Source organism: Paraburkholderia sp. BGA-UO-ETr-F21 (genome assembly GCF_059567925.1).
Genome location: NZ_JCAQOY010000039.1, coordinates 200,575 through 227,181, shown reverse-complemented (window position 1 = coordinate 227,181; position 26,607 = coordinate 200,575). Strand labels below are relative to the sequence as shown.

General features: G+C 61.8%; 20 protein-coding genes. 7 read left to right on the top strand and 13 right to left on the bottom strand.

From position 1 onward, the window contains the following. Positions 1–89 precede the first annotated feature (89 nt). Positions 90–1,295 (bottom strand): bacteriohopanetetrol glucosamine biosynthesis glycosyltransferase HpnI, encoded by a 1,206-nt coding sequence (gene hpnI / locus AC57B1_RS30525; protein WP_496419562.1) that lies wholly within the window; start codon positions 1,293–1,295, stop codon positions 90–92. 524 nt (positions 1,296–1,819) lie between these two features. Here hpnI and AC57B1_RS30520 point away from each other — a divergent pair. Together AC57B1_RS30520 and AC57B1_RS30515 are read left to right on the top strand one after the other, a co-directional pair. Continuing rightward, the gene (locus AC57B1_RS30520; RefSeq protein ID WP_408294404.1) at positions 1,820–2,275 is read left to right on the top strand and encodes a BON domain-containing protein; all 456 of its coding nucleotides are present in this window, start codon (positions 1,820–1,822) and stop codon (positions 2,273–2,275) included. 193 nt (positions 2,276–2,468) lie between these two features. Beyond that, positions 2,469–3,440, top strand: coding sequence for an AraC family transcriptional regulator (locus AC57B1_RS30515; RefSeq protein WP_408355454.1), 972 nt, complete (start codon positions 2,469–2,471; stop codon positions 3,438–3,440). Positions 3,441–3,457: 17 nt separating this feature from the next. Here AC57B1_RS30515 and AC57B1_RS30510 read toward each other — a convergent pair whose 3' ends face one another. Beyond that, positions 3,458–5,095: a 3-(methylthio)propionyl-CoA ligase gene (locus tag AC57B1_RS30510; protein ID WP_496419561.1), complete on the bottom strand. Its 1,638-nt coding sequence runs from the start codon at positions 5,093–5,095 to the stop codon at positions 3,458–3,460. 387 nt (positions 5,096–5,482) lie between these two features. On the opposite strand from AC57B1_RS30510, the gene AC57B1_RS30505 reads away from it, so the two are divergent. From AC57B1_RS30505 to AC57B1_RS30485, 5 genes are all read left to right on the top strand, one after another. After that, positions 5,483–7,270 (top strand): acyl-CoA dehydrogenase, encoded by a 1,788-nt coding sequence (locus tag AC57B1_RS30505; RefSeq protein ID WP_496419560.1) that lies wholly within the window; start codon positions 5,483–5,485, stop codon positions 7,268–7,270. Then, positions 7,270–8,961: an electron transfer flavoprotein-ubiquinone oxidoreductase gene (locus tag AC57B1_RS30500; RefSeq protein ID WP_496419559.1), complete on the top strand. Its 1,692-nt coding sequence runs from the start codon at positions 7,270–7,272 to the stop codon at positions 8,959–8,961. Before AC57B1_RS30505 ends, AC57B1_RS30500 begins: the two co-directional genes overlap by 1 nt. A gap of 60 nt (positions 8,962–9,021) precedes the next feature. Continuing rightward, positions 9,022–10,209: a beta-ketothiolase BktB gene (gene bktB, locus AC57B1_RS30495; RefSeq protein WP_408295184.1), complete on the top strand. Its 1,188-nt coding sequence runs from the start codon at positions 9,022–9,024 to the stop codon at positions 10,207–10,209. Positions 10,210–10,242: 33 nt separating this feature from the next. Next, positions 10,243–11,094 (top strand): 3-hydroxybutyryl-CoA dehydrogenase, encoded by an 852-nt coding sequence (locus AC57B1_RS30490; RefSeq protein WP_408350410.1) that lies wholly within the window; start codon positions 10,243–10,245, stop codon positions 11,092–11,094. Between the two features lie 426 nt (positions 11,095–11,520). Next, positions 11,521–12,669, top strand: coding sequence for a porin (locus AC57B1_RS30485; protein ID WP_496419558.1), 1,149 nt, complete (start codon positions 11,521–11,523; stop codon positions 12,667–12,669). A gap of 30 nt (positions 12,670–12,699) precedes the next feature. Here the strand turns inward: AC57B1_RS30485 and alr are convergent, their stop codons facing one another. From alr to AC57B1_RS30430, 11 genes are all read right to left on the bottom strand, one after another. Then, positions 12,700–13,872: an alanine racemase gene (gene alr, locus AC57B1_RS30480; RefSeq protein WP_496419557.1), complete on the bottom strand. Its 1,173-nt coding sequence runs from the start codon at positions 13,870–13,872 to the stop codon at positions 12,700–12,702. A 20-nt stretch (positions 13,873–13,892) separates the two neighbouring features. Then, a complete protein-coding gene (locus AC57B1_RS30475) occupies positions 13,893–15,743 on the bottom strand; it encodes a hydantoinase B/oxoprolinase family protein (RefSeq protein ID WP_496419556.1) in 1,851 nt (616 codons plus the stop codon). Continuing rightward, positions 15,740–17,863 (bottom strand): hydantoinase/oxoprolinase family protein, encoded by a 2,124-nt coding sequence (locus AC57B1_RS30470; protein ID WP_496419555.1) that lies wholly within the window; start codon positions 17,861–17,863, stop codon positions 15,740–15,742. The genes AC57B1_RS30475 and AC57B1_RS30470 overlap by 4 nt, the downstream gene beginning before the upstream one ends. 69 nt (positions 17,864–17,932) lie before the next feature. After that, on the bottom strand, positions 17,933–19,102 hold the full coding sequence (locus AC57B1_RS30465; protein ID WP_496419554.1) for a porin: 1,170 nt from the start codon (positions 19,100–19,102) through the stop codon (positions 17,933–17,935). A gap of 189 nt (positions 19,103–19,291) precedes the next feature. Next, positions 19,292–20,134: an ABC transporter ATP-binding protein gene (locus AC57B1_RS30460; protein ID WP_496419553.1), complete on the bottom strand. Its 843-nt coding sequence runs from the start codon at positions 20,132–20,134 to the stop codon at positions 19,292–19,294. Continuing rightward, complete coding sequence (locus AC57B1_RS30455) at positions 20,124–20,966, bottom strand: ATP-binding cassette domain-containing protein (RefSeq protein ID WP_496419552.1); 843 nt, start codon at positions 20,964–20,966, stop codon at positions 20,124–20,126. Before AC57B1_RS30455 ends, AC57B1_RS30460 begins: the two co-directional genes overlap by 11 nt. After that, entirely contained in the window at positions 20,963–21,934 is a 972-nt protein-coding gene (locus AC57B1_RS30450) for an ABC transporter permease (RefSeq protein WP_408187192.1), read from the bottom strand. Before AC57B1_RS30450 ends, AC57B1_RS30455 begins: the two co-directional genes overlap by 4 nt. Beyond that, on the bottom strand, positions 21,931–22,866 hold the full coding sequence (locus AC57B1_RS30445) for an ABC transporter permease (RefSeq protein WP_408295157.1): 936 nt from the start codon (positions 22,864–22,866) through the stop codon (positions 21,931–21,933). Before AC57B1_RS30445 ends, AC57B1_RS30450 begins: the two co-directional genes overlap by 4 nt. Before the next feature lie 7 nt (positions 22,867–22,873). Then, positions 22,874–24,439 carry an ABC transporter substrate-binding protein gene (locus AC57B1_RS30440; protein ID WP_496419551.1) on the bottom strand — a complete coding sequence of 522 codons (1,566 nt, stop codon included), beginning with the start codon at positions 24,437–24,439 and terminating at the stop codon, positions 22,874–22,876. Positions 24,440–24,584: 145 nt separating this feature from the next. Beyond that, positions 24,585–25,256 carry a cysteine hydrolase family protein gene (locus tag AC57B1_RS30435; protein WP_408350888.1) on the bottom strand — a complete coding sequence of 224 codons (672 nt, stop codon included), beginning with the start codon at positions 25,254–25,256 and terminating at the stop codon, positions 24,585–24,587. A gap of 193 nt (positions 25,257–25,449) precedes the next feature. Further along, positions 25,450–26,532, bottom strand: coding sequence for a LacI family DNA-binding transcriptional regulator (locus AC57B1_RS30430; RefSeq protein WP_408187189.1), 1,083 nt, complete (start codon positions 26,530–26,532; stop codon positions 25,450–25,452). Between the last annotated feature and the right edge of the window lie 75 nt (positions 26,533–26,607).

Sequence of the window (26,607 nt, the reverse complement as noted above, 5' to 3'; positions counted from 1 at the left end):
TTGTGTTCTATAGGGAAAATTTCGCGTTGCGCGAGCGAACTGTATGTCATTTCAAAGTCCATCGGATGCTTCAGTGGAATCCGGCGCGTTTATACGGAAGGATTGATCGGGTTGCTGGACGGTGCGACCGGCACGCGCGCTCCACGCCACACGACGTGAGAACCGAACGCTCCCGCAAGCCATTGCAACGCCAGCAACGTATCACGCAGCGGCACGAGTGGCAGATCTCGCCAGAACGAATGTGAATCACTGGCGCCACGCGCGTGGAGCACTATTCGCGCGGCCACGCCTATGGCCGAATTCACCGCCAGCGCTGTTGCCCCCCAGGGATGCGCACTCGCTAGCTCGCCCGAACGAAAATCGAACGCTAGCCATGCACCGGCCACAATCCATGGTGTGGCAAACGTAATGATGAGCGACGCGAACCCCGGCTGGTTCACTGACCGGATCGTACGCAACCAACGGGTTTCCCTCAGCCACAGCGTCGCGAATGTCGGTTCAATGACGTCCGTGGCGACCATCACAGGTGACAGCACCGTGCGGAGTCCAAGGTTGCGGACGTGCTCGGCGAGCCAGTAGTCGTCGGCCAGACAATCTTTCAGCACGGCGAAACCGCCGATGCGCTCAAGCGTCGTGCGTCGCAATGCGAGGGTCGCGCCAAAGCCAAACCGGCGGGAGCCAACCGCGTGCGCCACACGCACGGAAGGCGCAAACCACTCGTTGATGAAGAGCGCGCCCAGGCGGGGCCAGAAGCCACCCACACTCTGCGCGACGTAAAGACACGTCACCACGCCGACTCCGGCATCGGCCAGCGGCGCCGAGACAGTACGCAAATAGTCGGAGTTGACTGCAATATCGCTGTCGGCGATCACGATGATGTCGTACGTGGACCGCTCAACCATGTTGATGAGATTACTCACCTTCAGATTGCAGCCGTGCACCCGGGAATCGATTGCGAGTTCAATGTCGCGGTCCGGATACGCAGCCTGCAAACGTCTCACAACCGGAATTGCGGCATCGTCGGGCGAGGACACGCCGAACAGGATCTGGAAGTGGGAATGCGTCTGCTCGCAGAACGTGGCGAGATTCTCGTATAACCTCGGCTCAGCCCCGCACAAAGGTTTCAATACGCTGACGCCGTCGACCATTGCCCCGTATTGCTGAAATCGGTTTCTGCCCGACCGGCCCGCGCGTAGAAACGGTGTCGCGAGCGCTGCGACGACCGCGTATAGCGTGGCCATGAAACACAGCACAACCAGTGGCCACCGGAAAGCGGACAGAACGACGTGCATCATTGAACAGTACCCCGTGCTACTTCTCTCGATGACCGGCCCGGCCGGCCAACGCGCATCCAATACAGTTGACTACCGGGACGCAACAGCAGTTTTCATCGAATCTCGAGATGGTGGTGTAGGCGAGGCCCGTGTTATTGATCTCGCGCAATGCTTTTGCAATTGCGTTATCGAAGCTCTCGCAGCAGACCGGAAATAGTGCTTCCCGGTTAGGCGCGACGGCATATTAAACGCGTCCTCACTCCCGATATACGCGACAACCTCGAAAACACCTTTACAGAATTAGCCTGTACTACGCACGTGGGCTATTGCGCTGAACCGAATGCGCTGCGCGGAGCGCCAAGGCCCGATTCGAAACAGAACGCTTCCAGACAAACTGGCCACTTCTATACGCGCTTCGAAGGCGCTCGATTTACTCACCGTTTCGACAACAGTCTCTTCCTGCAACATCGACGAATACAGGGTAGTCATCCCCATAGAATGGCGATTGCCAGGTGCGGCGCTCCGCCCTACATATCGATGATGTGATGGCAAATTTCTACGAAAGCGCGCCCCCCTCAAAAGCGCGGTCGATATTTACCCAGCAAAGCTCTCTTGGAGTTTTTATGAAATCAGCAGTCGTTCAGACGATCACATTGTGTGTCGCATCCATCATCTCGGTTTCGGCGCTGGCACAGACCGCAGCGTCGGACGATATAGCGTCGTCCGCGCCCGTGGCTGCTCCGCAGGCTGCACCCCAATCCGGCCCGAAAGCGCGTCGCGCGCAGAATCACCTGGTGCAGAAAAACGTTCGGCACGCGCTGACTGCATCGAAGGGGCTTAACTCGTCGGGAATTTCGATTCTTGCGAAAGACGGTGTGGTGACGCTGGTCGGCAGTGCGCCGGATGACAAGCAGATCGCTCGCGCCGTTACCGTTGCGCAGAGCGTCGCCGGTGTGCAGCGCGTCGACAATCGACTGAAGGTATTCCAACCCGGTAACTAAGCAAGCGCGGCGGCTGGCAGATCATGCGACAGCTGTCTTCAGCCGTTTCCGCCCGCGAGGCGTACGTTTGCGCGCCTCGCCTATCGCCCATTCGCATTCGGCCCCGACCTATGACAAAATAAGCCACGCATAACATCGAGCAGTTGCGCACAACTGTACCGCTCCCTTGAACTCGCTCTCGGCTACCGTCTCAATGTCCCTGGTCAACGGCTTTCTAGCCGGCGCAGACCCCATGGCGATTGAGAGACTGGCTGAACGATCCGGCATCCCGCATGCATTGCTGCACAGACCGGGAGCGCGCGTTACGCAGGAGCAGTTCTCAACACTCTATCGGTTGCTTGCAGCCGAATATGACGATGAAATGCCTGGCATTTTCAGCCGGCCGTTGCGCAATGGCACGCTCAAGTATCTGTGCCTCAGCCTGCTCGACGCGCCTCGGCTGGATGTCGCGATGCATCGGTTCGGGCAGTTCTTCCACCTGATTCTCGACGACTTCACAGTGAAGTCGCAACGCGACGAGTCGCTCTGCAGGATCGACCTCATCGCGAACGAGGCAAACAGGTCTCAGAATGCGCTGGGCCAGGAGCTGATGCTAAAGCTCGTGCATGGTGTGGCGTCCTGGCTAATCGGGCAGAAGATCCCTCTGGTCAAGGTGGAGTTCGATTTCCCGCGGCCATCGCGGGAGACCGACTACCTTTACCTGTTTCCCGGACCGGTGCATTTCGGTTGCACTCAGACCTGCATGTCGTTCGACGCCAGATATCTCGACATGGCCATCCGGCAACACAAGTCCGATCTGAAGAAGTTTCTGGCGCGCGCGCCGGAAGACTGGATCTTCGTGTCGTTCGCCGAACAGATGGTTTGTCACCAGGTTCGCCAATACATTGCGGGTTGCCTGCCCGAGATTCCCACAATCGGAGTCGTCGCACAGGGTCTGCACTACTCAGTGAGAACGCTGTGCCGCCGCCTCTCGATTGAAGGTACGACCTTCCAGGCAATCAAAGACGAACTGCGCCGTGACATTGCTGTCCAGCGTCTCACGCGTTCGGCCGATGCCATCGGCGTGATTGCCTACGAAGTGGGTTTTGACGATCCGACCGCCTTTCACCGCGCGTTCCGTCACTGGACGGGCAGTACGCCACAGGCCTACCGCAAGATGATTTGAGTGATTTGCGTTCGAGCCTACGCCGAGGGCTTCGCTGCATCGACGAGATACTTGCCAAATCGCTGCTTCAGAACCAGTTTCTGGAGCTTTCCGGTCGCGGTCAGCGGCATCTCCGGAACGAAAACCACATCATCTGGAATCCACCACTTGGCGACCTTGCCATCGTAAAACGCCAACAATTCCTGCGCGCTCAATGTGCTGCCAGCACGCCTTACCGCAATCAACAGCGGACGCTCGTCCCATTTCGGGTGCTCGCACCCAATGCAAGCCGCTGATTCGATCTCGGGATGAGACATTGCGACATGTTCGAGTTCGATCGATGAAATCCATTCGCCGCCGGATTTGATGACATCCTTGCTTCGATCCGTGATCTGCATATAGCCATCGGAATCGATCGTTGCAACGTCGCCCGTTGAGAACCACCCGTCTTCCAGCGCCGTTTGCTCGACGCCGTAGTAACGATCCAGCACCCAGTGGCCACGCGCCATCAGATCGCCCGCCGATTTACCGTCCCACGGCAACTCCACGCCGCCCGAACCGACGATCTTCAGATCGATGCCGGGCACGGCGCGCCCCTGTTTTGCATCGGTGCACTTCTGCTCCTCAGCGGACTTCTCCTCGTAGCCATGCGACGGCGAGCATACGGTGCCAAGCGGCGACAGTTCCGTCATACCCCACGCATGCACGGCTTTGATGCCAAGCTCGCGCAATGACGAAGCGAGTTGCGGCGGGCACGCCGATCCCCCGACGATCGCGCGCTTGAAGTGCGTGCTGTGCTTGCCCGCACGCCGCATGTAGTCGACGAGGCCAAGCCAAATGGTCGGCACGCCGGCCGAGAAGGTGACACCTTCCTGTTCGAATAGCGTCCACAGCGACTCGCCGTCGAGCTTCGGCCCGGGGAGCACCAGCTTGGCGCCCACGAGCGGCGCCGAAAACGGCAACCCCCAAGCATTGACATGGAACATCGGCACGACGGGCGCAACCGTATCCGTCGCGGACAGACACAGCGTATCCGGCAACGCCGACCCATAGGCCATCAGGCTAAGCGAGCGATGCGAATACAGCACGCCTTTCGGATTGCCGGTCGTCCCGGACGTGTAGCACAAAACCGCTGCGCGCTGCTCGTCGAAGCGCGGCCAGTCGAACGCCTGAGGCTGACCGGCAATCAACGTTTCATAGCTCTCCAATGGCACGGCGAATGTTTCCGGCAATGCCGACTCGTCGCACAACATGATCCACTTCTCGACAAGCGGACATTGGTGGGCAATCTGCTCGACAAGCGGTGCAAACGACATGTCGAAACAGATGAACCGGTCTTGCGCGTGGTTGACGATATAGGCGATCTGCTCAGCGAAAAGCCGCGGATTGATGGTATGACAAACGGCGCCAATGCCGGATACGCCATAGTACATTTCCATGTGGCGATACCCGTTCCACGCGAGCGTGCCGATCCGGTCGCCAGGTTGGATTCCGTACGCTGTCAGCGCATTCGCGAGCTGCATCGAGCGGATATGGCAGTCGCGATAGGTGTAGCGGTGGATATCACCCTCGACGCGGCGCGACACGATCTCGACCTTACTGGAGTGCCGCGCGGCCTGCTGGAGCAACGACGACAACAATAACGGCGCGTACATCATCTGGCCAAACAGGTCCATGGGCTTGTCTCCGGTAGGGTCTTCACTCGCGATGCTTTGGAAGGTGTCGAACGCCCGGCATGACAAATATGGCCAGTCAGTCCAGTCGCAAACATCGCTGAGGGCAGCGTCAGGCTGCATGTTCAGTCTATTCTAGATTCGCCCGCTTCCCTGAGCATTAGCAAGCTTGGCCGATTCATTGACATAATCGGCCAATCCGCTCCCGGCCAAGTCCGCGCTTTGTGCCGACGGAAAAACGGCAGCTTTTGTCAATGAAACGGCAGATTTCGCCATCGGGCGTACGCACGCGAGGCAGTAGGATGGGTCATCCGAGCTGCCGTCCATGCCCGAATTGCGGGTTTCGCATGGCAAGCCTCTCGTTCGCATACCCATATCAAGGAGACGGAGATGTATAGCGCACCCATCAAGGACATGCTGTTCGTGATGAAAGAACTGGCCGGTCTCGAACACATCGCGACGCTGCCGGGCTTCGAAGACGCGAACCTCGACACCGCGCAGGCCGTGCTCGAAGAGTCGGCGAAACTGTGCGGCGAAGTGCTGGCGCCGCTGAATGTGGAAGGCGATCGCAATCCGAGCAGCTGGAAAGATGGCGTGGTCACCGCGACGCCCGGCTTCAAGGAAGCGTTTCGCCAGTTTGGCGTTGGCGGCTGGCAGGGCGTGCAACATCCCGTCGACTACGAAGGCCAGGGCCTGCCCAAGCTGATTGCCACCGCCTGTATCGAGATGCTGAACGCGTCGAACCTGTCGTTCGCGCTGTGCCCGCTGCTCACGGATGGCGCGATCGAGGCGCTGCTGACGGCGGGCAGCGAAGCGCAGAAACAGACCTACGTGCCCAAACTCATTTCCGGCGAATGGACCGGCACGATGAACCTGACCGAGCCGCAGGCCGGCTCCGACCTCGCGCTGGTGCGCACGCGCGCCGAGCCGCAGGGCGACGGTTCGTTCAAACTGTTCGGCACGAAGATTTTCATCACGTGGGGCGAGCACGACATGGCGAAGAACATCGCACATCTCGTGCTCGCGCGCACACCTGACGCACCGGAAGGCGTGAAGGGCATTTCGCTTTTCATCGTGCCGAAGTTTCTCGTCAACGAAGACGGCTCGCTCGGCGAGCGCAACGACGTGCATTGCGTGTCGATCGAACACAAGCTCGGCATCAAGGCGAGCCCGACCGCGGTGCTGCAGTTCGGCGACCACGGCGGCGCGATCGGTCATCTGATCGGCGAAGAGAATCGCGGCCTCGAATACATGTTCATCATGATGAACGCGGCGCGCTTTGCGGTCGGCATGCAGGGCGTGGGCGTGTCGGATCGCGCTTACCAGAAGGCGGTGGCGTACGCGAAAGACCGTGTGCAAAGCCGTCCCGTGGATGGCTCGGCGAAGCAACCGGTCGCGATCATTCAGCACCCCGACGTGCGCCGGATGCTCGCCACGATGCGCGGCCTGACTGAAGCCTCACGCGCGCTGGCGTATGTGGCCGCGGCTCACTGCGACATCGCGCATCGTCACGCTGACGAAGCCACGCGCGTGGAACATCAGGCGATCTACGAATACCTCGTGCCGATCGTGAAGGGCTGGAGTACGGAGCTGTCGATCGATGTGACGAGCCTCGGCGTACAGGTGCACGGCGGCATGGGTTTCATCGAGGAAACCGGCGCCGCGCAGTATTACCGCGACGCGCGGATTCTGCCGATCTATGAAGGCACGACCGCGATCCAGGCGAACGATCTGATCGGCCGCAAGACCGTGCGCGACGGCGGCAAGGTGGCGAAGTCGCTGCTCGCCGGCGTGGCCGAAACGGTCGAAGCGCTCGGTGCGCAGCAGGGTCCGGCGTTCGAGTCGATGAAGAAATATCTTGCGCAGGGGCATCGCTCGTTGAGCACGGTGGTGGACTTTGTTGTCACCAATACGAAGAGCGATCCGAACGCGGTGTTCGCGGGCAGCGTGCCGTATCTGAAGCTCGCGGGCATCGTGCTTGGCGGCTGGCAGATGGCGCGTGCGTTGCTCGTGGCAGCCGGGAAGCGTGACGAAGATCCTTCGTTTTACGGTGCGAAGATCGCGACCGCGCAGTTCTACGCTGAGCATGTGCTGACGCTCGCATCGGCGCTGGAGGCGTCGATTGTCAGTGCGAAGGGTGGCGAGAGTGTGCTGGCGCTGTCGGAAGATCAGTTCTGATGGGCACCGGCAAAACAATGACCCCCGCAAGTCTCATTGAGCAGTACGGCCCGCGCGAGTCGATGGAATACGACGTCGTGATCGTCGGCGGCGGCCCGGCTGGGCTGTCCGCGGCGATTCGCCTGAAGCAGCTGGCGGCGGAACAAGGCGCTGAAATTGGCGTGTGCGTACTGGAAAAAGGCTCGGAGATCGGGGCGCATATTCTCTCGGGCGCGGTCATGGATCCACGCGCCATGACCGAGCTGATTCCAGACTGGAAAGAAAAAGGCGCACCGCTGACCGTGGATGTGACCGAAGACAAGTTCCTGTTCCTGACCGAAACCGGTTCGAAGAGCGTGCCGGTCTGGGCGCTGCCGGATAACTTCAAGAATCACGGTAATTATGTGATCAGTCTCGCGAATGTGACGCGCTGGCTGGGTCAGCAGGCTGAGGCGCTGGGCGTGGAGATTTTCCCGGGCTTTCCTGCGGCTGAAATCCTTTATAACGACGACGGTTCGGTCAAAGGCGTCGCCACCGGCAACCTCGGGATCGGCAAGGATGGTGAACCGACCGAGAACTTCCAGCTCGGCATGGAACTGCACGCGAAGTACACGCTGTTCTGTGAGGGCGCGCGTGGGCATCTGGGCCGTCAGCTGAACGATAAATTCAAGCTGCGCGAAGGCGTCGATCCGCAGGTCTACGGTATCGGCATCAAGGAACTGTGGGAGATCGATCCGTCGAAGCACAAGCCGGGTCTCGTGATGCATACCGCCGGCTGGCCGCTGGAGAACGACACGTACGGTGGCTCGTTCCTCTATCACATGGATAACAACCAGGTGGTGGTGGGTTTTGTGGTCGGACTTGGCTACACGAATCCGTACCTGTCGCCGTTCGAGGAATTCCAGCGCTACAAGACACATCCGGCAATCCGTGCTGTGCTCGAAGGCGGCAAGCGGGTGTCGTACGGCGCACGGGCGATCACGGCCGGTGGCCTCATGTCACTGCCGAAGCTCGTGTTCCCGGGCGGCGCACTGGTCGGCGACGACGCGGGCTTCCTGAACGCATCGCGGATCAAGGGCTCGCATGCAGCGATCAAGACCGGCATGCTGGCCGCCGACGCCGCTTTTGAAGCTGTGCAGGCTGGACGCACCAGTGATGAACTCACCGCCTATCCGGAGAGCTTCAAGACCTCGTGGCTGCATACCGAACTGCATCGTGCGCGCAACTTCAAGCAGTGGATGAGCAAGGGCCTCTACCTCGGCACGCTGATGGTGGGCATCGAGCAGAAGCTGCTGGGCGGCAATGTGCCGTGGACGCTGCATCACCAGCATTCGGATCACGAGATGCTGAAGCCGGCTTCGCAATGCAAGCCGATCGTCTATCCGAAGCCCGATGGCAAGCTGACGTTTGACCGGCTCTCTTCAGTGTTCATCTCGAACACGAACCACGAAGAGAACCAGCCCGCTCACCTGACGCTGAAAGATCCTTCGGTGCCAGTGAACGTGAACTGGCAGACCTACGCCGGCCCGGAGTCACGTTACTGCCCCGCAGCGGTGTACGAGTTCGTGAAGAACGACGACAACACCGAGCGCCTGGTGATCAACGCGCAGAACTGCGTGCACTGCAAGACCTGCGATATCAAGGACCCGACGCAGAACATCGTCTGGGTGACGCCTGAAGGCGGCGGCGGTCCTAACTACCCGAACATGTAACTTCCTCACGCGCACAGCGGGACAAGCTGCGCGCGTTCAAGTGATTCCAAGGAGTCTCAAGTGCAAAGAGAAGTGGTTGTTGTCAGCGGTGTGCGCACCGCGATCGGCAAGTTTGGCGGAAGCCTGAAGGACATTCCGCCCTCCGAACTCGGAGCGCTTGTCGTACGTGAGGTGCTGGCACGGGCCGGCGTGGAGGGCGATCAGGTCGGTCAGGTCGTATTCGGCAACGTGATAGCCACCGAACCCAAAGACCTGTACCTGTCGCGCGTAGCTGCGATCAACGGCGGCGTTAGCGAAACGACACCGGCTTTCAACGTCAATCGTCTGTGCGGCTCAGGCTTGCAGGCCATTGTCTCCGCAGCGCAATCCATTCTGCTCGGCGATGCCGACATCGCGATCGGCGGCGGCGCGGAAAACATGAGCCGTGCGCCCTACATCACGCCTGACGCACGCTTTGGCGCACGAATGGGCGACACCCGCCTGATCGACATGATGCTCGGGGCGTTGAACGATCCGTTCCATACGGTACCGATGGGTGTGACTGCCGAGAACGTCGCCAGCAAGTACGGCATTACGCGCGAACAGCAGGACGCACTCGCAGTCGAATCGCATCGGCGCGCCGCCCATGCCATCGCCGAAGGCCGCTTCAAGGATCAGATCCTGCCGATTACGCGGACCGTAAAAGGCAAACAGGTCGTTTTCGACACCGACGAACATGTGCGTCTGGAACTCGATCCCGCTGAACTGAGCGGATTGCGGCCCGTTTTCCAGAAGGAAAACGGCACGGTCACCGCAGGCAACGCATCCGGTATCAACGATGCGGCAGCCGCGGTTCTTTTGATGTCGCGCGAAGCGGCGGACGCGCGCGGCCTGAAACCGCTGGCCCGGCTCGTGTCATACGCGCATGCCGGCGTCGATCCTCTCTATATGGGCATCGGCCCGGTGCCCGCCACCCGCATTGCACTCCAGCGCGCCGGCCTCGGCATCGGCGATCTCGACGTGATCGAGGCGAACGAGGCCTTTGCAGCGCAGGCCTGCGCCGTGACGCAGCAGCTCGAACTCGACCCGCTCAAGGTGAACCCGAATGGCTCCGGCATTTCGCTCGGTCATCCGATCGGCGCGACGGGTGCGCTGATTACCGTCAAGGCGCTGTATGAATTGCAGCGTATCAACGGGCGGTTTGCGCTGGTTACGATGTGTATCGGAGGCGGCCAGGGTATTGCGGCTATTTTCGAGCGCCTACAATAGAACACTGTGTCGCATTGCTGACAAGGAATAGCCATGACAATCAATACCGTTGGGATAATTGGTGCAGGGACGATGGGCAACGGCATCGCTCAGGTCGTCGCAGTCGCGGGACTGAAGGCGATCATGATCGATGTCAACGAGGCGGCGCTTGCGAAGGGCCTGGCCACGCTGACAGGCAGCCTCGAACGGCTGGTCGCCAAGGGCAAGCTCGACGCGGCGGTGAAAGAGGCTGCCCTCTCGCGCATCGAGACGTCCACCGACTATCAGCGCCTCACCTCCGTCGACCTCGTGATCGAGGCCGCCACGGAAAATACCGATCTGAAGATCCGCATCTTGCGGCAGATCGAATCCGTCGCGCGGCCGGAGACGATCATTGCATCGAATACCTCGTCGATCTCGATCACCGCACTCGGGGCCGCGCTGACCGATGCGTCTCGCTTCATCGGCATGCACTTCTTCAATCCGGTGCCGCTCCTGCCGCTCGTCGAAATCATTCGTGGCATACAGACCAGCGCGGCCACGATTGAGGCTGTACGGGAGCTGACAGTCAAGCTCGACAAGTCACCGATCAGCGTAAAGAACGCACCGGGCTTCGTGGTGAACCGCATTCTGGTGCCGATGATCAACGAAGCGTTTTTCGTGCTCGCTGAAGGCATCGCCACGGCGGAGGAGATCGACCTCGGCATGCGCCTCGGCGCGAATCACCCGATTGGCCCTCTGGCGCTCGCGGATCTGATCGGGCTCGACGTTTGCCTGTCGGTCCTCGATGTGTTCCTGAAGGACTTCGGCGATTCGAAATATCGCGCAAGCCCGTTACTGCGCGAGTTGGTAGCGGCAGGCCACCTTGGACGCAAGGTGGGTCAGGGCGTCTATCGCTACGACTAGAGGTTCGGCAAGGCGATCGGCCACGGTGTCACCCGTGGCCGATTGCGAGCCATACCCCGCAAACGGGTGCGCGCCAATCGGTAACAACGTGGGCCGAACGCGACATCCGGTCAGGGAGCACGGCCCGGCAATCGTGGCTTTTTAGCGACACGCTGGCGCTTGCAAATGCGAGCCGATGGTCTATAGCTCGATCTCGAATGGCGGCGCCTGCCGCGTCAAACCGCTCGCAAGCCTACTGCTCATTGCAGGTATTTCCATCAGACATGTGACCGCCTTATTGTTCCTGATTCTGGAAGAAACCAATCCATATTATGCGATATGAGGCAAAAAACTCACCGACTATGCTCCCGGTTTCAGCCTCACCCAGCCAGTCTTCAAGGGCATTGAGGCGGTCAAGTGAACAATCATAGTTAGGACAACCGTCTGATGAAAAAAGCCGTTATTTCCAGTGCCGCCGTATCTCTTTTCGTCCTTGCCGCGTTCCCCGCATTCGCACAGAGCTCGGTCACGCTGTATGGTCTCGTCGATACGGCGCTCCGCTATCAGACGAATGCCGCCCCGGATGGCAAAGACCAGTTCAGCATGACGGTCGGTCCGGAAACCCACAGCCGTTGGGGCCTGAAGGGCACCGAAGACCTGGGTGGCGGCCTGTCCGCGATTTTCCGCCTTGAAAACGGCTTCGAACTGAACTCCGGGCAACTGCATCAGGCAAACACGCTGTTCAGTCGACAAGCGTTTGTCGGCCTGTCGAGCGACAAGTACGGCACGCTGACCTTCGGTAACCAATATGCGCCGCTCTACGACACCATGGGCGATGTGTTCGACCCGATGACCGTCGGCGATTACTGGCAAGACAGCTGGGCATGGAATGGTATTGGCCCGTACCTCACGATCAACAACTCGGTGAAGTACAAGGCATCGTTCAATGGCCTGAGCATCGACGCAATCTATGGCTTCGGCAATCAGGCGGGCGCAGTCGGCCTCGGCAGCACGTATGGCGTGGAAGTAACGTACACGCACGGTCCCGCATCGCTCGACGCAGGCTTCCAGCAAACCTCGGTGACGTCCGCAAGCGGCAGCCTGGTCAATGGCGCAAAGATCAACATGCTGCACGTGAGCGGCGCGTACCAGATCACGCCCACCGTGCGCCTGCTGGCCGGCTGGTTGCGCGCGCAGGATCGCAGCGGCACCACTGACGCCAACATGCAGCAAGCGGGCGCGCCGAAACTGCCGGGCAGCAGCCCGAACCGTATCGACGACACGCTCTACATTGGCGGCAACTGGCAGGCAACGGCGCCGCTTCTGATCACCGTGGCCGGTTACTACGGTCACGCTCGCAACGCCGAAAAAATCGACGGCACACTCGGCTCGGGTATCAACTACTCCGCCACCGTTCTCGCCGAATACTCGCTGTCGAAGCACACGGAAGTGTATGGCACCGTGGACTTCGCGCGCGGCAATGGCGCATTCGCCGCCGACTACCCCGGCTCGACCAACCCGGCCACCGGCGTGGTCGACACCGTTGGCCGCACCAACAACGTCGGCGCGGCAGTCGGCATCCGCAAAATGTTCTAACGCCGTAGGGGACGGATCTGCCGACACGCGTCAATCGGCGCCCGGCAGATCCGTCGCCGTCACATCGACGTGAGGCAGACTCCTCGCCAGTCGCGGGATCAACTCCATGACGGGCAGCCGCAGCGTTTCCGCCATTTCGTCGATCGTGATCGACTGGTCGCCGTCCTGACCCAGCAACGTAACGACACTTCCGGTTCGCGCCTGTGCAACGTCCGTGATATCGATCACGGTATGCTGGAAGGAGCGGCGCCCGACGATGCGTGCCGCTTGTCCGTGCACCAGCACGCGACCCAACGGCGGCACATGATTCAGACCGTCCCAGAAGCCGATCGGCACCACACCAATGCGCACACCGCGTTCGAGCCGGATCGGCTCCGCATAGCCGATGCCGAGCATGGACCCGGCCGGATGCTCCTGAACGTGAATGATGCGCCCGCGCACGGCCCGCAACATCGGTCGCAACGGTGCGCGGGCCATCCAGCCCGCGTCGAGCGCGCCGTATAGCAGTCGCCCGGGATCAACCGCCTGATACGCCAGATGCGGATGCGCGAGCATGACTCGCGAGCTCGCCAGCATCGTCGTCACGTTATCGAATCCCGCCGCGCGCGCATCCGCCAGCGCCGCATCGAATACGCCGGCCTGCTTGCGCGTCACATCATCGCTCTCCGGCGAACTCAGATGCGTGTACACGCCTTTGAGCCGAACGGTCGACTGATCGCGCAGTGCTTCGAACGCGGCCTGCCATTGCGACGGCAGAAAGCCGAAGCGCCCGAAGCCCGGATCGATTTCGACGAAGGCATCGACGGCCACGCCGGCCTCGATGAATGCGCGCAGGCTTTCCTGACTCTGGATCGTCACCGTCAATCCCAACGCTGCGACCCGCGCCGCATCCTCGGGCAAGGTCGACGCAAACAGCAGAATGTCGCGATCGATGCCCGCGCGGCGAATCGCGACGCCCTCTTCCGGGCTGCCGACGCAAAAGCCGTCCACACCCGCTTGCGCCGCCAGCCGTGCAACCTTCGCGGCACCGAAGCCAAAACCATCGCCCTTGCAAACGAAGTAGATTTTCGTGGCTCGCCCCACCTGTTCGCGCGCGAGCGCCAGATTCGCCGCGATAGCGCCATAGTCGAGCTCGGCCCAACTGGGACGCAGCAAGCGCATGCGTTGAGTATCGGTGTCTGGCGCGAGGATTGAAGCGGTCATAGTCAAAGCACCTGTCGTAGTCAGAGTTTGCCGAAAGCCGCGGCATCGGCACCGGTGGATTGCAGGAACAGCACCTCCTGCTTCGCCACGCGCTCCTGACTGGTCAGCGTCTGGAGGCGCTCACGCAGCTCGGCGGTGCGCTGCCCGTCTATGTCGCGCGCCGCGCCTTCCAGCACGACGCCGTACACTTCGCGCGCCAGCTGCTTCGTGATGCGATCGTCCAGCACGTCCTCGCGCACGGCTTGCGGCGAACGCGTCAACGGATCGCCATGACCCGCGCCGCCCGCCGCGATATGGCAGAAGCGGTCGCCCTTGCGAAGCGCGGTCACCGTGCTCGGCATGGTCGGCAGCAATGTGCTTTGACCGTCGCGTGTCAGCAGATTGAGTGACGGCGACCCGCTCAGCCCACCGTGCGAGCCAGTCGGCCGATGCGCACGCCGGTCCGAGCGCAGTCCGAGCAACGCATGGTCGCTGCGCAGTTCATAAGCGCGGCGCATGGCGAGGCCGCCGCGATGCCGGCCCGCGCCGCCCGAGTTGGTGACGAATCCGTATTCGGTGATCTTGAGCGGCAGACGTGCCTCGATCAATTCGACCGGCTGGTTCGACAGGTTGCCGAGCGGATTCGCAATGCCTTCGCAACCGTCGTTGCGGCCACCGCCCCAACTGCCGAGCACGCCGTCGGTAATCAGCCAGTTGGCGCCACGCGTGCCGCCCTCGCCATCCGGATTGCGCCCGGAAATCGACACGACCGAGGGACCGCCTTCGCCCAGCGCCGGAATCGTATCCGGCACGATCTGCGCGAACGCGCCTTGCAACACGTCGAACATACGGTAAGCGATGATCCCGCGCGCCGCGCAGGCCGCCGGTTCAACGGGATTCACGATCGAGCCGCTTTCGGCGTACACCTGCACCGGCCGCGAAAACCCTTCGCAGTTCGGCACATCGACGCCGATCGCGCAACGCACCGCCGCATACGCGACCGATTGCGTGGTCGCGAACGGACCATTGATCGCGCCCTGCACCTGCGCGTCGGTCCCCGTCCAGTCGATCTTCACCACGTCGTCCGCCACCGTGACCTTGACGCGAAACGCGATCGGCACCGGCGTATCGCCCAGGCCGTCGATGAAATCCTCGTAACGGTATTCGCCATTCGGCATCGTGCTGATGGCCTGGCGCGTCAGACGCTCGGCGTAATCGTGCAGCGCTTCGACCAGCCTCCCGAAACCATCCGCGCCGTACTTGTCGAGCAATTGCACGAGCCCCCTTTCCCCCGCCTTGCAAGACGCCACCTGGGCACGCAGATCGCCGCGCAACTGGCCCGGCATGCGCGAGTTCGTCTCCAGCAGCGTGACGAGCGCGTCGTTGACCTCGCCGGCATCGCACAGCTTCATCAACGGAATCCGCAGACCTTCCTGATAGATTTCCGTTGCGCCGATCGCCATGCTGCCCGGCGCCATGCCGCCGACATCGGCATGGTGGACGATGGTCGCCACATAGCCTTCGATACGCGAGTCGTAAAACACCGGCTGAATCAGATACACGTCCGGCAGATGCATGCCGCCCGACGTGTAGGGGTCGTTCATGATGTAGATGTCGCCGGGCTTGCCGGCCGTGCCGAAGCGGCGCACCACGTTATCCATCGCGGCCGGAAACGCGCCGAGGTGAATCGGCAACGTCAGGCCCTGCGCGATCACGCGGCCGGCACGGTCGAATACCGCGGTGGAGAAGTCCATGGAATCGCGCACGATCGGCGAATAGGCCGTGCGCAACACGACGAGCGCCATTTCGTCGGCGATCGAGCCGAGCGCGTTCTTGACGATTTCAAGCGTGATGGCATCGGTGCCCGCCGAAGCGGCCTGCAGGGTAGTCATGCGGATTGCTCCAGAAACGTGATGACGATGTTTTCGTGGGCATCGACGCGCGCGCCGGCGTTCGGCGGCACGACGCAAGTCGAGTCGTACTCTTCGACGATCAACGGGCCGGTCATCGGCGCGGCGCGCAGATCGGCCCGCGAGATCACCGGGGTGTCGATGAAGCCGTGCGTCTTGCCGAAATACGCCCGGCGCCGCACCGGCACGCGCGCAGCCGGCGAATTCGCACGACTGCCGCCGGCGCGTTGCGCGTCGTAGGCGCGGTCTTTCTGCGAGCACAGCGAACCGACCGCGCGCAGATTGACAAGTTCGATAACCTCGTCTGCGGACGCGTGGCCGTAAGTGCGTTCGTGTTCCGAATGAAACGCGACGGCAATCGGCGCAATGTCGAGCGGATCGCCGGCACGCCATTTGATCGGCACAGTCAGCTCGTAAGCCTGGCCCGTGTAGCGCAAATCCAGCGCGCACGTCACGGCGATATCGGCGAAGGCATTGCCCTCGGCCGTCATGTCCGCCGTGGCGCGCGCTACGAGGTCTTCGAGCGCGTTGCCCAATTGCATCGCGGCGGAGTGATCGAGGCGGCAGAACATCGTCTGCATGAACTCGTGTTGGGTCGACGAGAACAGCAGACCGAGCGCGCTGAACACGCCGGGGCTCGGCGGCACGATCACCGTCTTCATGTCGAGCAGTTCGGCGATCGCATGAACGATGACCGGCCCGTTGCCGCCGAACGCGAAGAGCGCGAATTCGCGCGGATCGCGGCCGCGATACGTCGATACGGCTTTCACCGCGCGCGTCATCGTGGAGGCCGCGATCGAGAACACGCCATACGCGGCTTCGTACAGATCCGTGTGGGTCGGCTCGGCGATCTGCGTGCGCATTGCGTCGAGCGATTTCTGCTGATTGATGCGCAACTCGCCGCCGGCAAGAAACCCCGGATTCAGATAGCCGAGCGTCAGCACGGCGTCGGTCAGCGTCGGAATCGTGCCGCCCGCGTCATAGCACACGGGGCCGGGCACCGAACCCGCCGAATCGGGGCCGACCTTGACGAGCCCGCCCGCGTCGATACGCACCAGACTGCCGCCGCCCGCGCCGATCTCCGAGACGTCGATGAACGGCAGCTTCACTGCGTGGCCGCCGCCCTTCACGAGCTTGCTGCTGACGTTGATGCCCGCACCGACCTCGTACTCGGTGGTGCGCGCCGGCTCACCCTTCTCGATGATGGCCGCCTTCGCCGTGGTGCCGCCCATGTCCACCGTGATGCAATCGACGTAACCCGACGCGGCGGCGACCGAAGCGCCCGCGATCACACCGGCCGCAGGCCCGGACTCGATGATCGTGGCCGGCTTCTGCATGACCATGGCCGCGCTCATCACGCCGCCGTTCGAATGCATGATCTGCACCGGGCCGGTCATGCCGATGCCGCGCAGCTTGTCGATCAGCGAATGCAGATAGCTCACCACCACCGGCCCGAGATACGCGTTGACGACGGTCGTGCTGGTGCGTTCGTATTCGCGGATTTCCGGCAGGATTTCATGCGAGCAGGTCAGATAGACGGAGTCGCCCAGCACACTGCGCAACAGATCGCGAATGCGGATCTCGTGTTCCGGATTCGCATACGCATGAATCAGGCTGATCGCGACCGCTTCGATTTTCTCGTCGGCGATACGTTGCGCGATTTCCAGCACTTGGGCATCGTCGAGCGGCGTGTCGACCGAACCATCGGCGAGCAGGCGTTCGTCCACCTCGTAACGGTGCCGGCGTTTCGCGAGCGGCTCCGGTTTCTGATACGCGAGGTTGTAAAGCATCGGCACCCGCAGGCGGCCGATCTCGACCACGTCGCGAAAACCGCGCGTCGTGATCAGCGCCGTGCGCGCGCCTTTGCCTTCGAGCACCGTATTGGTGGCGACGGTGGTTGCATGAACCAGTTCGGTTATCTGGTGCGGTTGCGCATCGAGCGAGGCGAGCAGCGCCTGCACACCCGCGACGATTGCAATGCCGTAGTCCTGCGGCGTGGACGAAACCTTCCTGGTATGAATCACGCCGTCATCGCCGATCACGACGATATCGGTGAAGGTCCCGCCGATATCGACACCGGCCCGGTAAAGTCTTTCAGTCATTACACACCTTGCTTGTTAGTCGATGCGGCGCAAACGCGTGGCCGGTTTGCGCCGGTCAATGCAGTGCTGCTAGAACTTGTGAACGAGTCCCAGGCTGAACACGGCCTGGTTTTGTCCCGAAGAAGGCAACATGGTCTGAATCTGCGAGGCGAGCAGACCGTTCGAGGTCGCGGGCAATGGTCCGCCCGTAGGTCGCGGAAAACCGCCGCCGGCCGCGCGCAGATAAATCACCTCGGTGTAGATGGAGGTCCGCTTGGAGAGGAACTTGTCGACCAGCAGATTGACCTGATGCCAGTGCACCTGCGTAGGACCGCCCGGTCCGCCGGTGATGTTGTTGCTCGTGTACGTGTAGGCCATGCCGAAGAACAGCGTTGGATCGATCGTGAAGCGCGCATTCGCTTCATAGTTGTTGAAGCGATAGTTGATGCCGCTCGTCAGCGTCGTGCCCACGTTGTTGTAGATCGCGTTGCTGTACATCAGGCTCAGCTTGGCCGGTCCGATGACATACGACGCGCCGATGCCCGCAATCTGCTCGCGTTTGGACGTGATCGGCGCATCGCAACAAGTGATCGCGCCGTTGGTGTTCACATTCGCGGTGGTGTTCACGCCCGGTTCGTTATAGAGCGAATAGGCCGCCGCGATAGAGAATGCACCCTGCGAATAGATGCCGCCCACCGACCACATGCGGTTGTTCGCAAAGGCGCCGGGCGCGTTGCTGAATGCGTACATCGCCGTACCGGTGAAGCCCTTCAGATTCGGCGAGACGTATTTGATCGAGTTATTGACGCGCAGAAAGTCGTCGGTATTGTCGTTGTCGTACGGGTGCGAAAACATCACGCCACCCCATGCGCCGTTGGACGTCATGGTCTGCAAGGTGCCGACGATCGCGTCGTACTGGCGGCCGAACGTCAGCGTGCCGTAGTTCGTATTCGAAAAACCCACGAAAGCCTGGCGGCCGAACATGCGGTTGTTCTGACCGAGCGCGCCGTTGACCGGATTGAAGCCGCTCTCGAGCGTGAAGATCGCCTTGGTACCGCCGCCGAGGTCTTCGGCGCCCCGCAGTCCCCAGCGGCTGCCGTACTCGCCGTTGCCGGTGAGTTGCACCGCGCTGTGGCCACCCTGATTCGACGAGTAGGTGATTGCCTCGTTGATGATCCCGTACAGCGTGACCGAACTCTGCGCATGAACGAGACCGCTCCCGCCCATCAAAGCCGCCATGATGAATAACTTTTCCTTCACCGCTCTTCTCCAAACAAGGAATCGCGACACCCCGGTCGGCTAGCGATCGATTGATAATAGCAAGTGAATCGATTCACCATAGGTTCAAAAAAATATCCCAAGGTGGGCCGACTCACTGCTTGACCCGGATCTTCTTTTCTACTGCTCGGACCGCCTCTCCTGTGTCGACCAGCGTTAGTGCGTTAGCACTTACTGTGGTCCCACCCCTATGATGTGCCGGCCGATGCCTTTCGGGATCGCCGCCAGCAACTCCGTCGTGTAGCGCTCGCGTGGTTCGAACAGCACCTGATCCACGGCTCCCGCTTCCACCACGCGCCCTTCCCGCATCACCACCACCCGCTGACACAGCTCGCCAACCAGCGCCAGATCGTGGCTGATCACGACCAGCGAGACACCGGCGCTTTGATGAAGATCGCGCAACAGGCGAATGATCTCCGCCTGGATCGATACGTCGAGCGCGGAAGTCGGTTCATCGGCAACGACCAGTTCCGGACGGCGCGCGAGCGCCCGTGCAATACCCACGCGCTGGCGCTGACCGCCCGACAGTTGATGCGGATAGCGCGCCAGCACGAATGCAGGCAGCCGCACCATGTCGAGCAACTGGCGCACCGGCACGCCGTCGTTGCCGATCGCTTCCGCGAGCGTCGTGGCGATCGTCTTGCGCGGGTTCAGCGAGTTCGTCGTGCTCTGGAACACCATCTGCACGCGCTGGCGAAACGTGGCGTTCTGCGAGCGCGTCATCGTGTTCAATGCATCGCCCCTGAAACGGATCGAGCCGACGGTCGGCGCGGTGAGGCCGACCATCATGCGCGCGACAGTCGATTTGCCGCTGCCGCTTTCGCCGACAATTGCGAGCGCATCGCCCTTCGCCACCTCCAGACTCACGCCCGACACGGCATGGAAGCGGCGCCGGTTGAACATGCGCTCCAGCGGCGAGCGCGCCAGCGCATAGGACTTGCCGACCTCCTGCAGCGCAAAGATCGGCTGCGCGACCTGAGCGGCCTGAACGCCGTTCGGCACGTTAGCGGACATTACGCGTCTCCTCAGGTTGATGACGGCCGGCAGCACGCGTAGCCGGCAAACGCGGAATGCTCGCGATCAGATGCCGCGTGTATTCGTGCGAAGGCCGCAGAAAGATGTCTTCCACCGGGCCGGCTTCGACCACGTACCCTTGTTTCAACACGACGGCGCGTGAACACAATTCGGCCATCAGGTCGAGGTTGTGCGTGATGAACACGAGGCCGAGATCCATTTCGTCCACCAGCGTTCTCAACAATTTGACGATCTGCGCCTGCACGGTCACGTCGAGCGCGGTGGTGGGTTCGTCCGCGAGCAGCAGCGCCGGTTCGCAGACAATCGCGGCGGCGATCATCGCGCGTTGCTTCATGCCGCCGCTCAGTTCGTGCGGATACGCACGCGCCGTGGTACTTGGATCTTTGAAGCCGACGCGTGCAAGCACGGCATGCACTTCGTCGCGGATCGCACGGCCGCGCAGTGGACGGTGGGCGCGGATCACGTCGGCAAGTTGCGCGCCGATCGTGAAGGCGGGATTGAGCGCCGTGGCCGGATCCTGAAAGATCATGGACATGCGCCGTCCGCGCAATGCGCGCATGCGCGCCTCCGATGCACGGCCCAGATCTTCGCCGTCGAGCACGATACGCCCGCCGCTGATACGGCCCGCGTTGCCAAGCAGGCCGAGCACCGCCAGCGAAGCAACGCTCTTGCCCGAACCCGATTCGCCGACGAGCCCGACTGCCTCGCCACGTCCCACTTGCAAATCGAGCCCATGCAACACTTCGGTCTGCGTCTTGCCCGAACCGAACGTGACGTGCAGGTTTTCAATCGACAGCAGCGCTTCGCTCATAGCGACGCTCCCGTCAGGTTCGCCGCACGCGCATTGCGCCGCCGCGGATCGAGAATAGTGCGCATCGAGTCGCCGAACAGATTGAAGGCAAGCACGCTGACGAACACCGCTGCGCCCGGGAACACCGACACCCACCAGTTGTCGGTGAAAATCAGTGCGCGTGCATCGGAAAGCATCGCGCCCCAGCTCGGCGTAGGCGGTTGCACACCGAGTCCGATGAAACTGAGCGACGCCTCCACGATGATCGTCACGCCGAGCAGCAGCGACGCCTGGATTAGCACGGGCGAGATGATGTTGGGCAGCACATCGGACAACATGATGCGCGCGCCGCTCGCGCCTTGCAGAACCCGTGCCGCGACATACTCCGCTTGCGACTCGGCCTTGGCGAGACTATGGGTCAGCCGCGCAAGACCCGGCGCGTACAGCACGCCGATCAGCAACACGAGCTTGGTCTCGTTCGAAATAGCGAAAAAGCCGATATGCAGCGTATCAGTGCCGGTAATGCCGACGAGCGCGATCGCCCAGATCAACAGCGGAATTGACGCGAGCACTTCCATTACTTTCATCAGCGTTTCGTCGAGCCAGGAGCCGGCCTTGTAACCGGCCACTAACCCAATGCCCGTACCCAGCACGAGGCCGATCGCAACCGCGCAGAGTCCGATCGACAGCGACGCGCGAGCGCCCCAGATGGTGCGGCTCAGAATGTCACGGCCCACCTGGTCAGTGCCGAGCCAGAACGCCGCACTCGGCGCTTCCAGACGATGCTCGATATAGAGCTGCAGCGGATCCTTCAAGGGCAGCCACGGCGCGCACACGGCAATCACGCCCAGCAGCACGATCGTCACGAGGCCGATCGCACCGGCCGGTTCATGCATCAGCGCGCGCAGCAGCCGGCCAGCCGATGCGAGCCAGGCGCCGATAACATGCGGCTTGCGTTGCACGTTGGGTAGAGATGAATCAGCCATCATGTTCTATTCGCCTTCGGATCGAGATAACCATGCAGGACGTCGGCGCACGTGTTCGACGCGATGAAGATCGTGGTGATGACGAGCACGATGGCCTGCACGGTCGGATAGTCACGCTGGAAGATCGCCGTGAGCAACGCGCGCGAGACGCCGGGCAAATTGAAGATCTGTTCGACGATCAATGCCCAGCCGAACATGTACCCGTAGCTCATCGCGGCCGTGCTCACGAGCGACGGCAATGCGTTCTTCAATGCATAGAGGCGAATACGCGACGGCGACAAACCGAGCGCTCTGGCGGTTCGCACGTAATCCTGCGAGAGCGCGTCGACCATGTTCGCCCGCACCAGACGGCTCAGCACGGAGATGTAGTACACCGACATCGTGAGTACGGGCAGCACCAGCGCGAGCAGATGCGTCGCCGCGCCGTCCGACCAGGGCGTGAGACCACCTACCGGAAACCACCCTGTTTTCAGCGCGACATAGCGGATCAGCAGCAGCCCCAGCCAGAACGACGGCACGGATAGACCCACGATTGCCACCGCACGCAGCAGATGGTCCGTGCCGCTGTTCTCTTTCAATGCCGCCACGGTGCCGAGCACGATCGACACCACAATCGTGAAGATGAACGACAGCGTGACGAGCTCGACGGTATTCGGCAGCGTATCGGCGATCTGCGGGCCGATCGGATTGCCGGTCACGTAGGACTTGCCGAAATCGAGCGCGAGCGCACCGTTCAGCCACGTGCCGTACTGCGCGGCGACCGGCCGGTCGAGCCCATACTGATGATTGAACGCGGCGACCTGTTCGACGCTCGCGTCGCTACCCAATGTCAAACGCGCGGGCGATACGGGTGTCGCGCGGCACATGGCGAACAGCAACGCGCTGACCACCAGTAGCACGAGCACCGACGAAAACAGCCTCGAAACGGCTTTCATATCGACCTCATACCTTCGCCAGATAAACGTTGTCGAGCTTCAGCGAGAAGCCGGTGTTCACCTGAAAATCCTTCACGTTGCTGCGCCACAAATTCTGCACTTCCAGCGCACCGATCCAGACCGCCGGACAGTCACGCGCCAGCACTTGCTGAAGGCTCGCCAGGATCGGCTTGAGCGCAGCAGGATCGTCGACCAGATAGCTGTCGTCGATCAGCTTCAGCAGTTCTGCGCTTTCGTAGCCGCTCGCTTTCCACAGACTCTCGGTTGGGCGGAACAGCGCGTTGAGCAGGTAAGTCGGCTCTGGCGGTGCGATGAATCCGGTCAACGCCGCTGCGTGGTTGCCGACCAGCACCTGCGAGATCATCTGCCCAAAATCGAGCGGACGCAGATTGACACGGACACCCAGCGACGCGAGTTGCGCCTGAATGAAAAGCGCCGTCGACGACGTGTCGATCAGATACGCAGGCTGCACGTACAGCAAATCGAACGAAGCGCCGCTCGCGTATTTCGAGCTTTTCAACGCCGCTCGCGCGTGGTCCAGATTGAACGCGAGGCTTCCCGCCGAGCCGGAGTCGTACCACGACGACTCCGGCGCAAACGGCATGCTGCTCGCCTTCACTGCGCCGTAGCACAGATCACGGCAGATCTTCGCGCGGTCGAGCACGAGCGAAACGGCACGGCGAAACGCCAGATCGTCGAAAGGCGCCTTGCGGTTGTTCAGGCACATCATCAGCGGGCTGGTCGGCGAGGGACGGCTATCGCCCGCGAGGCCCGCCGACGTGCGGATCTGTGCAAACGTCTGGGCCGGCGGCGCACTGATGATCTGCGTCTGGTTCGACATCAGCGACGCGAGCCGTGACGACTCTTCCGGAATGATGCGAAACACGATCTTGTCCCAATGCGGCTCGCCTTTACCCCAGTAAGCCGGATTGCGCTTCAGTTCGACGAAGTCGTTCGCCTTCGACTGCACGAAGATCGCCGGGCCCGTGCCGACTCCGATCGGCGTCTGCTTGAAGTATTCCGCCGGGTGTTGCTCGCGGCTGCCCACTGGGAAAATGCCCATGTACTTCGACATGTAGTCGAGCAATGGCCGGTAGGGACGCTTGAGGCGGATCACGGCGGTATGCGCGTCCGGTGCGCTGACTGAGTCGATCACAGTCCAGAACGGCCGGCGGAATGCCTTGTTCGCGGGGTTCAGCACGTAGTCGAAGCTGTACTTCACGTCAGCCGACGTAAAAGGCTGCCCGTTCTGAAAGTTCACGCCGCGCTGCAAATCGAACGTGTACGTCAGTTCGTCAGGCGAAATCGTCCACGCGCGCGCCAGTTGCGGCACCCGCTGGCCGCGTGCGTCGATGCCGACCAGATTCTCGAAGATCAACTGGTTGATCGCCATGACATCGTGATTCGGCTGGTTGAGCGGATCGAGCGTTTGCGGATTGCTCGGAATGGCAACCGACAGTACCCCTGCTTCGGCCGCGAATACCCGGCCTTCGAGCGCGAACGGCAGGGAAAGCCCCGCAATGCTTGCGGCGCCCGCGCGGAGCAGTTGGCGTCGCCTGTTGCTGAAAGTCATGAAATCCTCTGCGTTTTCAATGCCGCGTAACTCACCGCGTTTTGGTGAATCGATTCACAGACAATAGTGAGCTTAGTGCAGCGAGTCAACTTTTCAAAAATATCGGAAACCCTGGTTGGCGGGTTCAGCGCGCGTTGCGACGGGCCTAGGCGAGCAGCAACGAGGCGTCGGCGAGCGACAGCACCGTGGTGCGCGAATCGAATGCGGTGGAAAAGAGATGATCATGGACGACCTGATCCGGGTCGAAACAGCAATCCTTCACGGTGTATAAGCGGAAGTCCGAATCGCTCGCATAGGCGACCGACGACAGCACCACGCCTGTCGACGCAATGCCGGCCATGATCAGCGAATCGATACCCTGCGCGGAAAGCCGCGCCTGCAGATCAGTGCCGAAAAATACACTGGCCCGATGCCCGATGATGAGCGGCTCGTTGGCCTGCTGGCCGAGTTCCGGCGCGATCTTGTCATTGATGAAAAGGCCGAGTTGCTTGAGCCCCTGCCCGTTCTTGTTCAACGGACTGACTTCCGGATAGCCCGGACTGAACTGGATCTTGGCGAAGTAGACGCTGACGCCTTTAGCCCGCGCGGCATCGCATAGCTTGCGTGTATTGGCGAGCAGAGTAGGCGCGACGGCCGGAAAGAGCGCCAGGATGTCGGTCTGATAATGCATGACCACCAGCGCTGTTTGCGCCGGCACGATCGCGGGAATCCGCGCACCCACGCTCTGCGCGGACGCGGCGCTGATTCCGCCCTCCCCGCAGCCATCGAGACCCAGTCCGGTCGCCACTGCGCCGGCAAACACGCCCGCCGTTTTCATAAACCGTCGGCGGCCTGCGCGGCCGCCGCCCTTGCTGTTGTCCTGCCCCGACTGTACCCCGTTTTTCCTGTCGCTCATATCGCGCCTCGCGTTGTGGTGAATCGATTCACTACAGGTAGGTACGCACTGTCGGCGGCGAAAAATCCGCTGTCAAGAAACTTTGCGATCGGATAAACCCTGGGATCGAATCCGGCTAGCGCTTTTTGCGGCGTGCAGCGCTGGGGGGCGCGCCGCACGACTCGCGCACGATCATCCGCATGGGATGTTTCGAGCGGCGGATGCCGGACGGCGCGGTGCCGTCGATCAGTTGCAACATCATGTCCGCTGCTTCGCGGCCGACATCACGCGGGTTTTGCGTCACCACGGTCAACGCCGGCGACGCGATGCCCGAATACTCGTGCTCGCCGATCGATATCACCGACAGGTCGGCCGGAATCGACAGCCCGGCTTCCCGCACGACTTCGAGCACGATGGCCACGTCGTTCAGCGTGGCGATGATGGCAGAGGGCCGGTCGGGACCGCTGAGCAAGGCGCGGCAGACGTCCTTGTTAAAGGCGCTGGTACGCAGCACGAGCGCGGGGTCGAGCGCGATGCCGGCGGCCTCGCACGCGGCCTGATAGCCGCGCACCATCTCGCGGCCCACCCACGTGTTTTCGTGACCGGCGACGAGCGCAATGGCGCGATGTCCGAGCGACGCGAGATAGCGCACGGCCTGGCGGCAGCCGTCGGCGTGATCGGTCAGGACCGAATTGAATTCGCCCTGTGCATCGCGCTCCCACAGCACGACCGGCATATTCAGCGTATGCAGGAAGTTGAAATAGGAAGGCGTCTCGTCGTCGGAAATCGCGCCGATGAATCCGTCGATACGGCGCTGCTTCAGGCTCGACAGAATGGCGCGCTCGCGTTCGAGATCGTAGTGGGAATTGGCGATCAGAATTTCGAAACCCCTCGCCCGCAGACGCTCTTCGGCGGCGCTGACCATCTGTGCGGCGGTGTGCTGCGTGATGTCCGAAATCAGACAGCCGATTGCGCTGGAACTGCCTTTGCGCATGCTGCGCGCCACCACGTTCGGCACGAAATTCAACTCGGCCACCGCGGCGCGCACCGCCTCCTGAATGGCTGGCGCCACATTCTCGCGGCCGTTCAGCACACGCGACACCGAGCCGACCGACACCTTCGCGAGACGCGCGACGTCCTGCACGGTGGGCGAACCCTGGGGGGATTTGCGGCTGCGCAACGCGGGCTGAACGGGTTTGCTGGCTTTCTCTTTGGGCATGACGGAAGGCGAAAAGGTCGTCGATCGACTCTTAATGAATCGATGCATCGAGCCGATTATAGTGCGTCCCGGCTC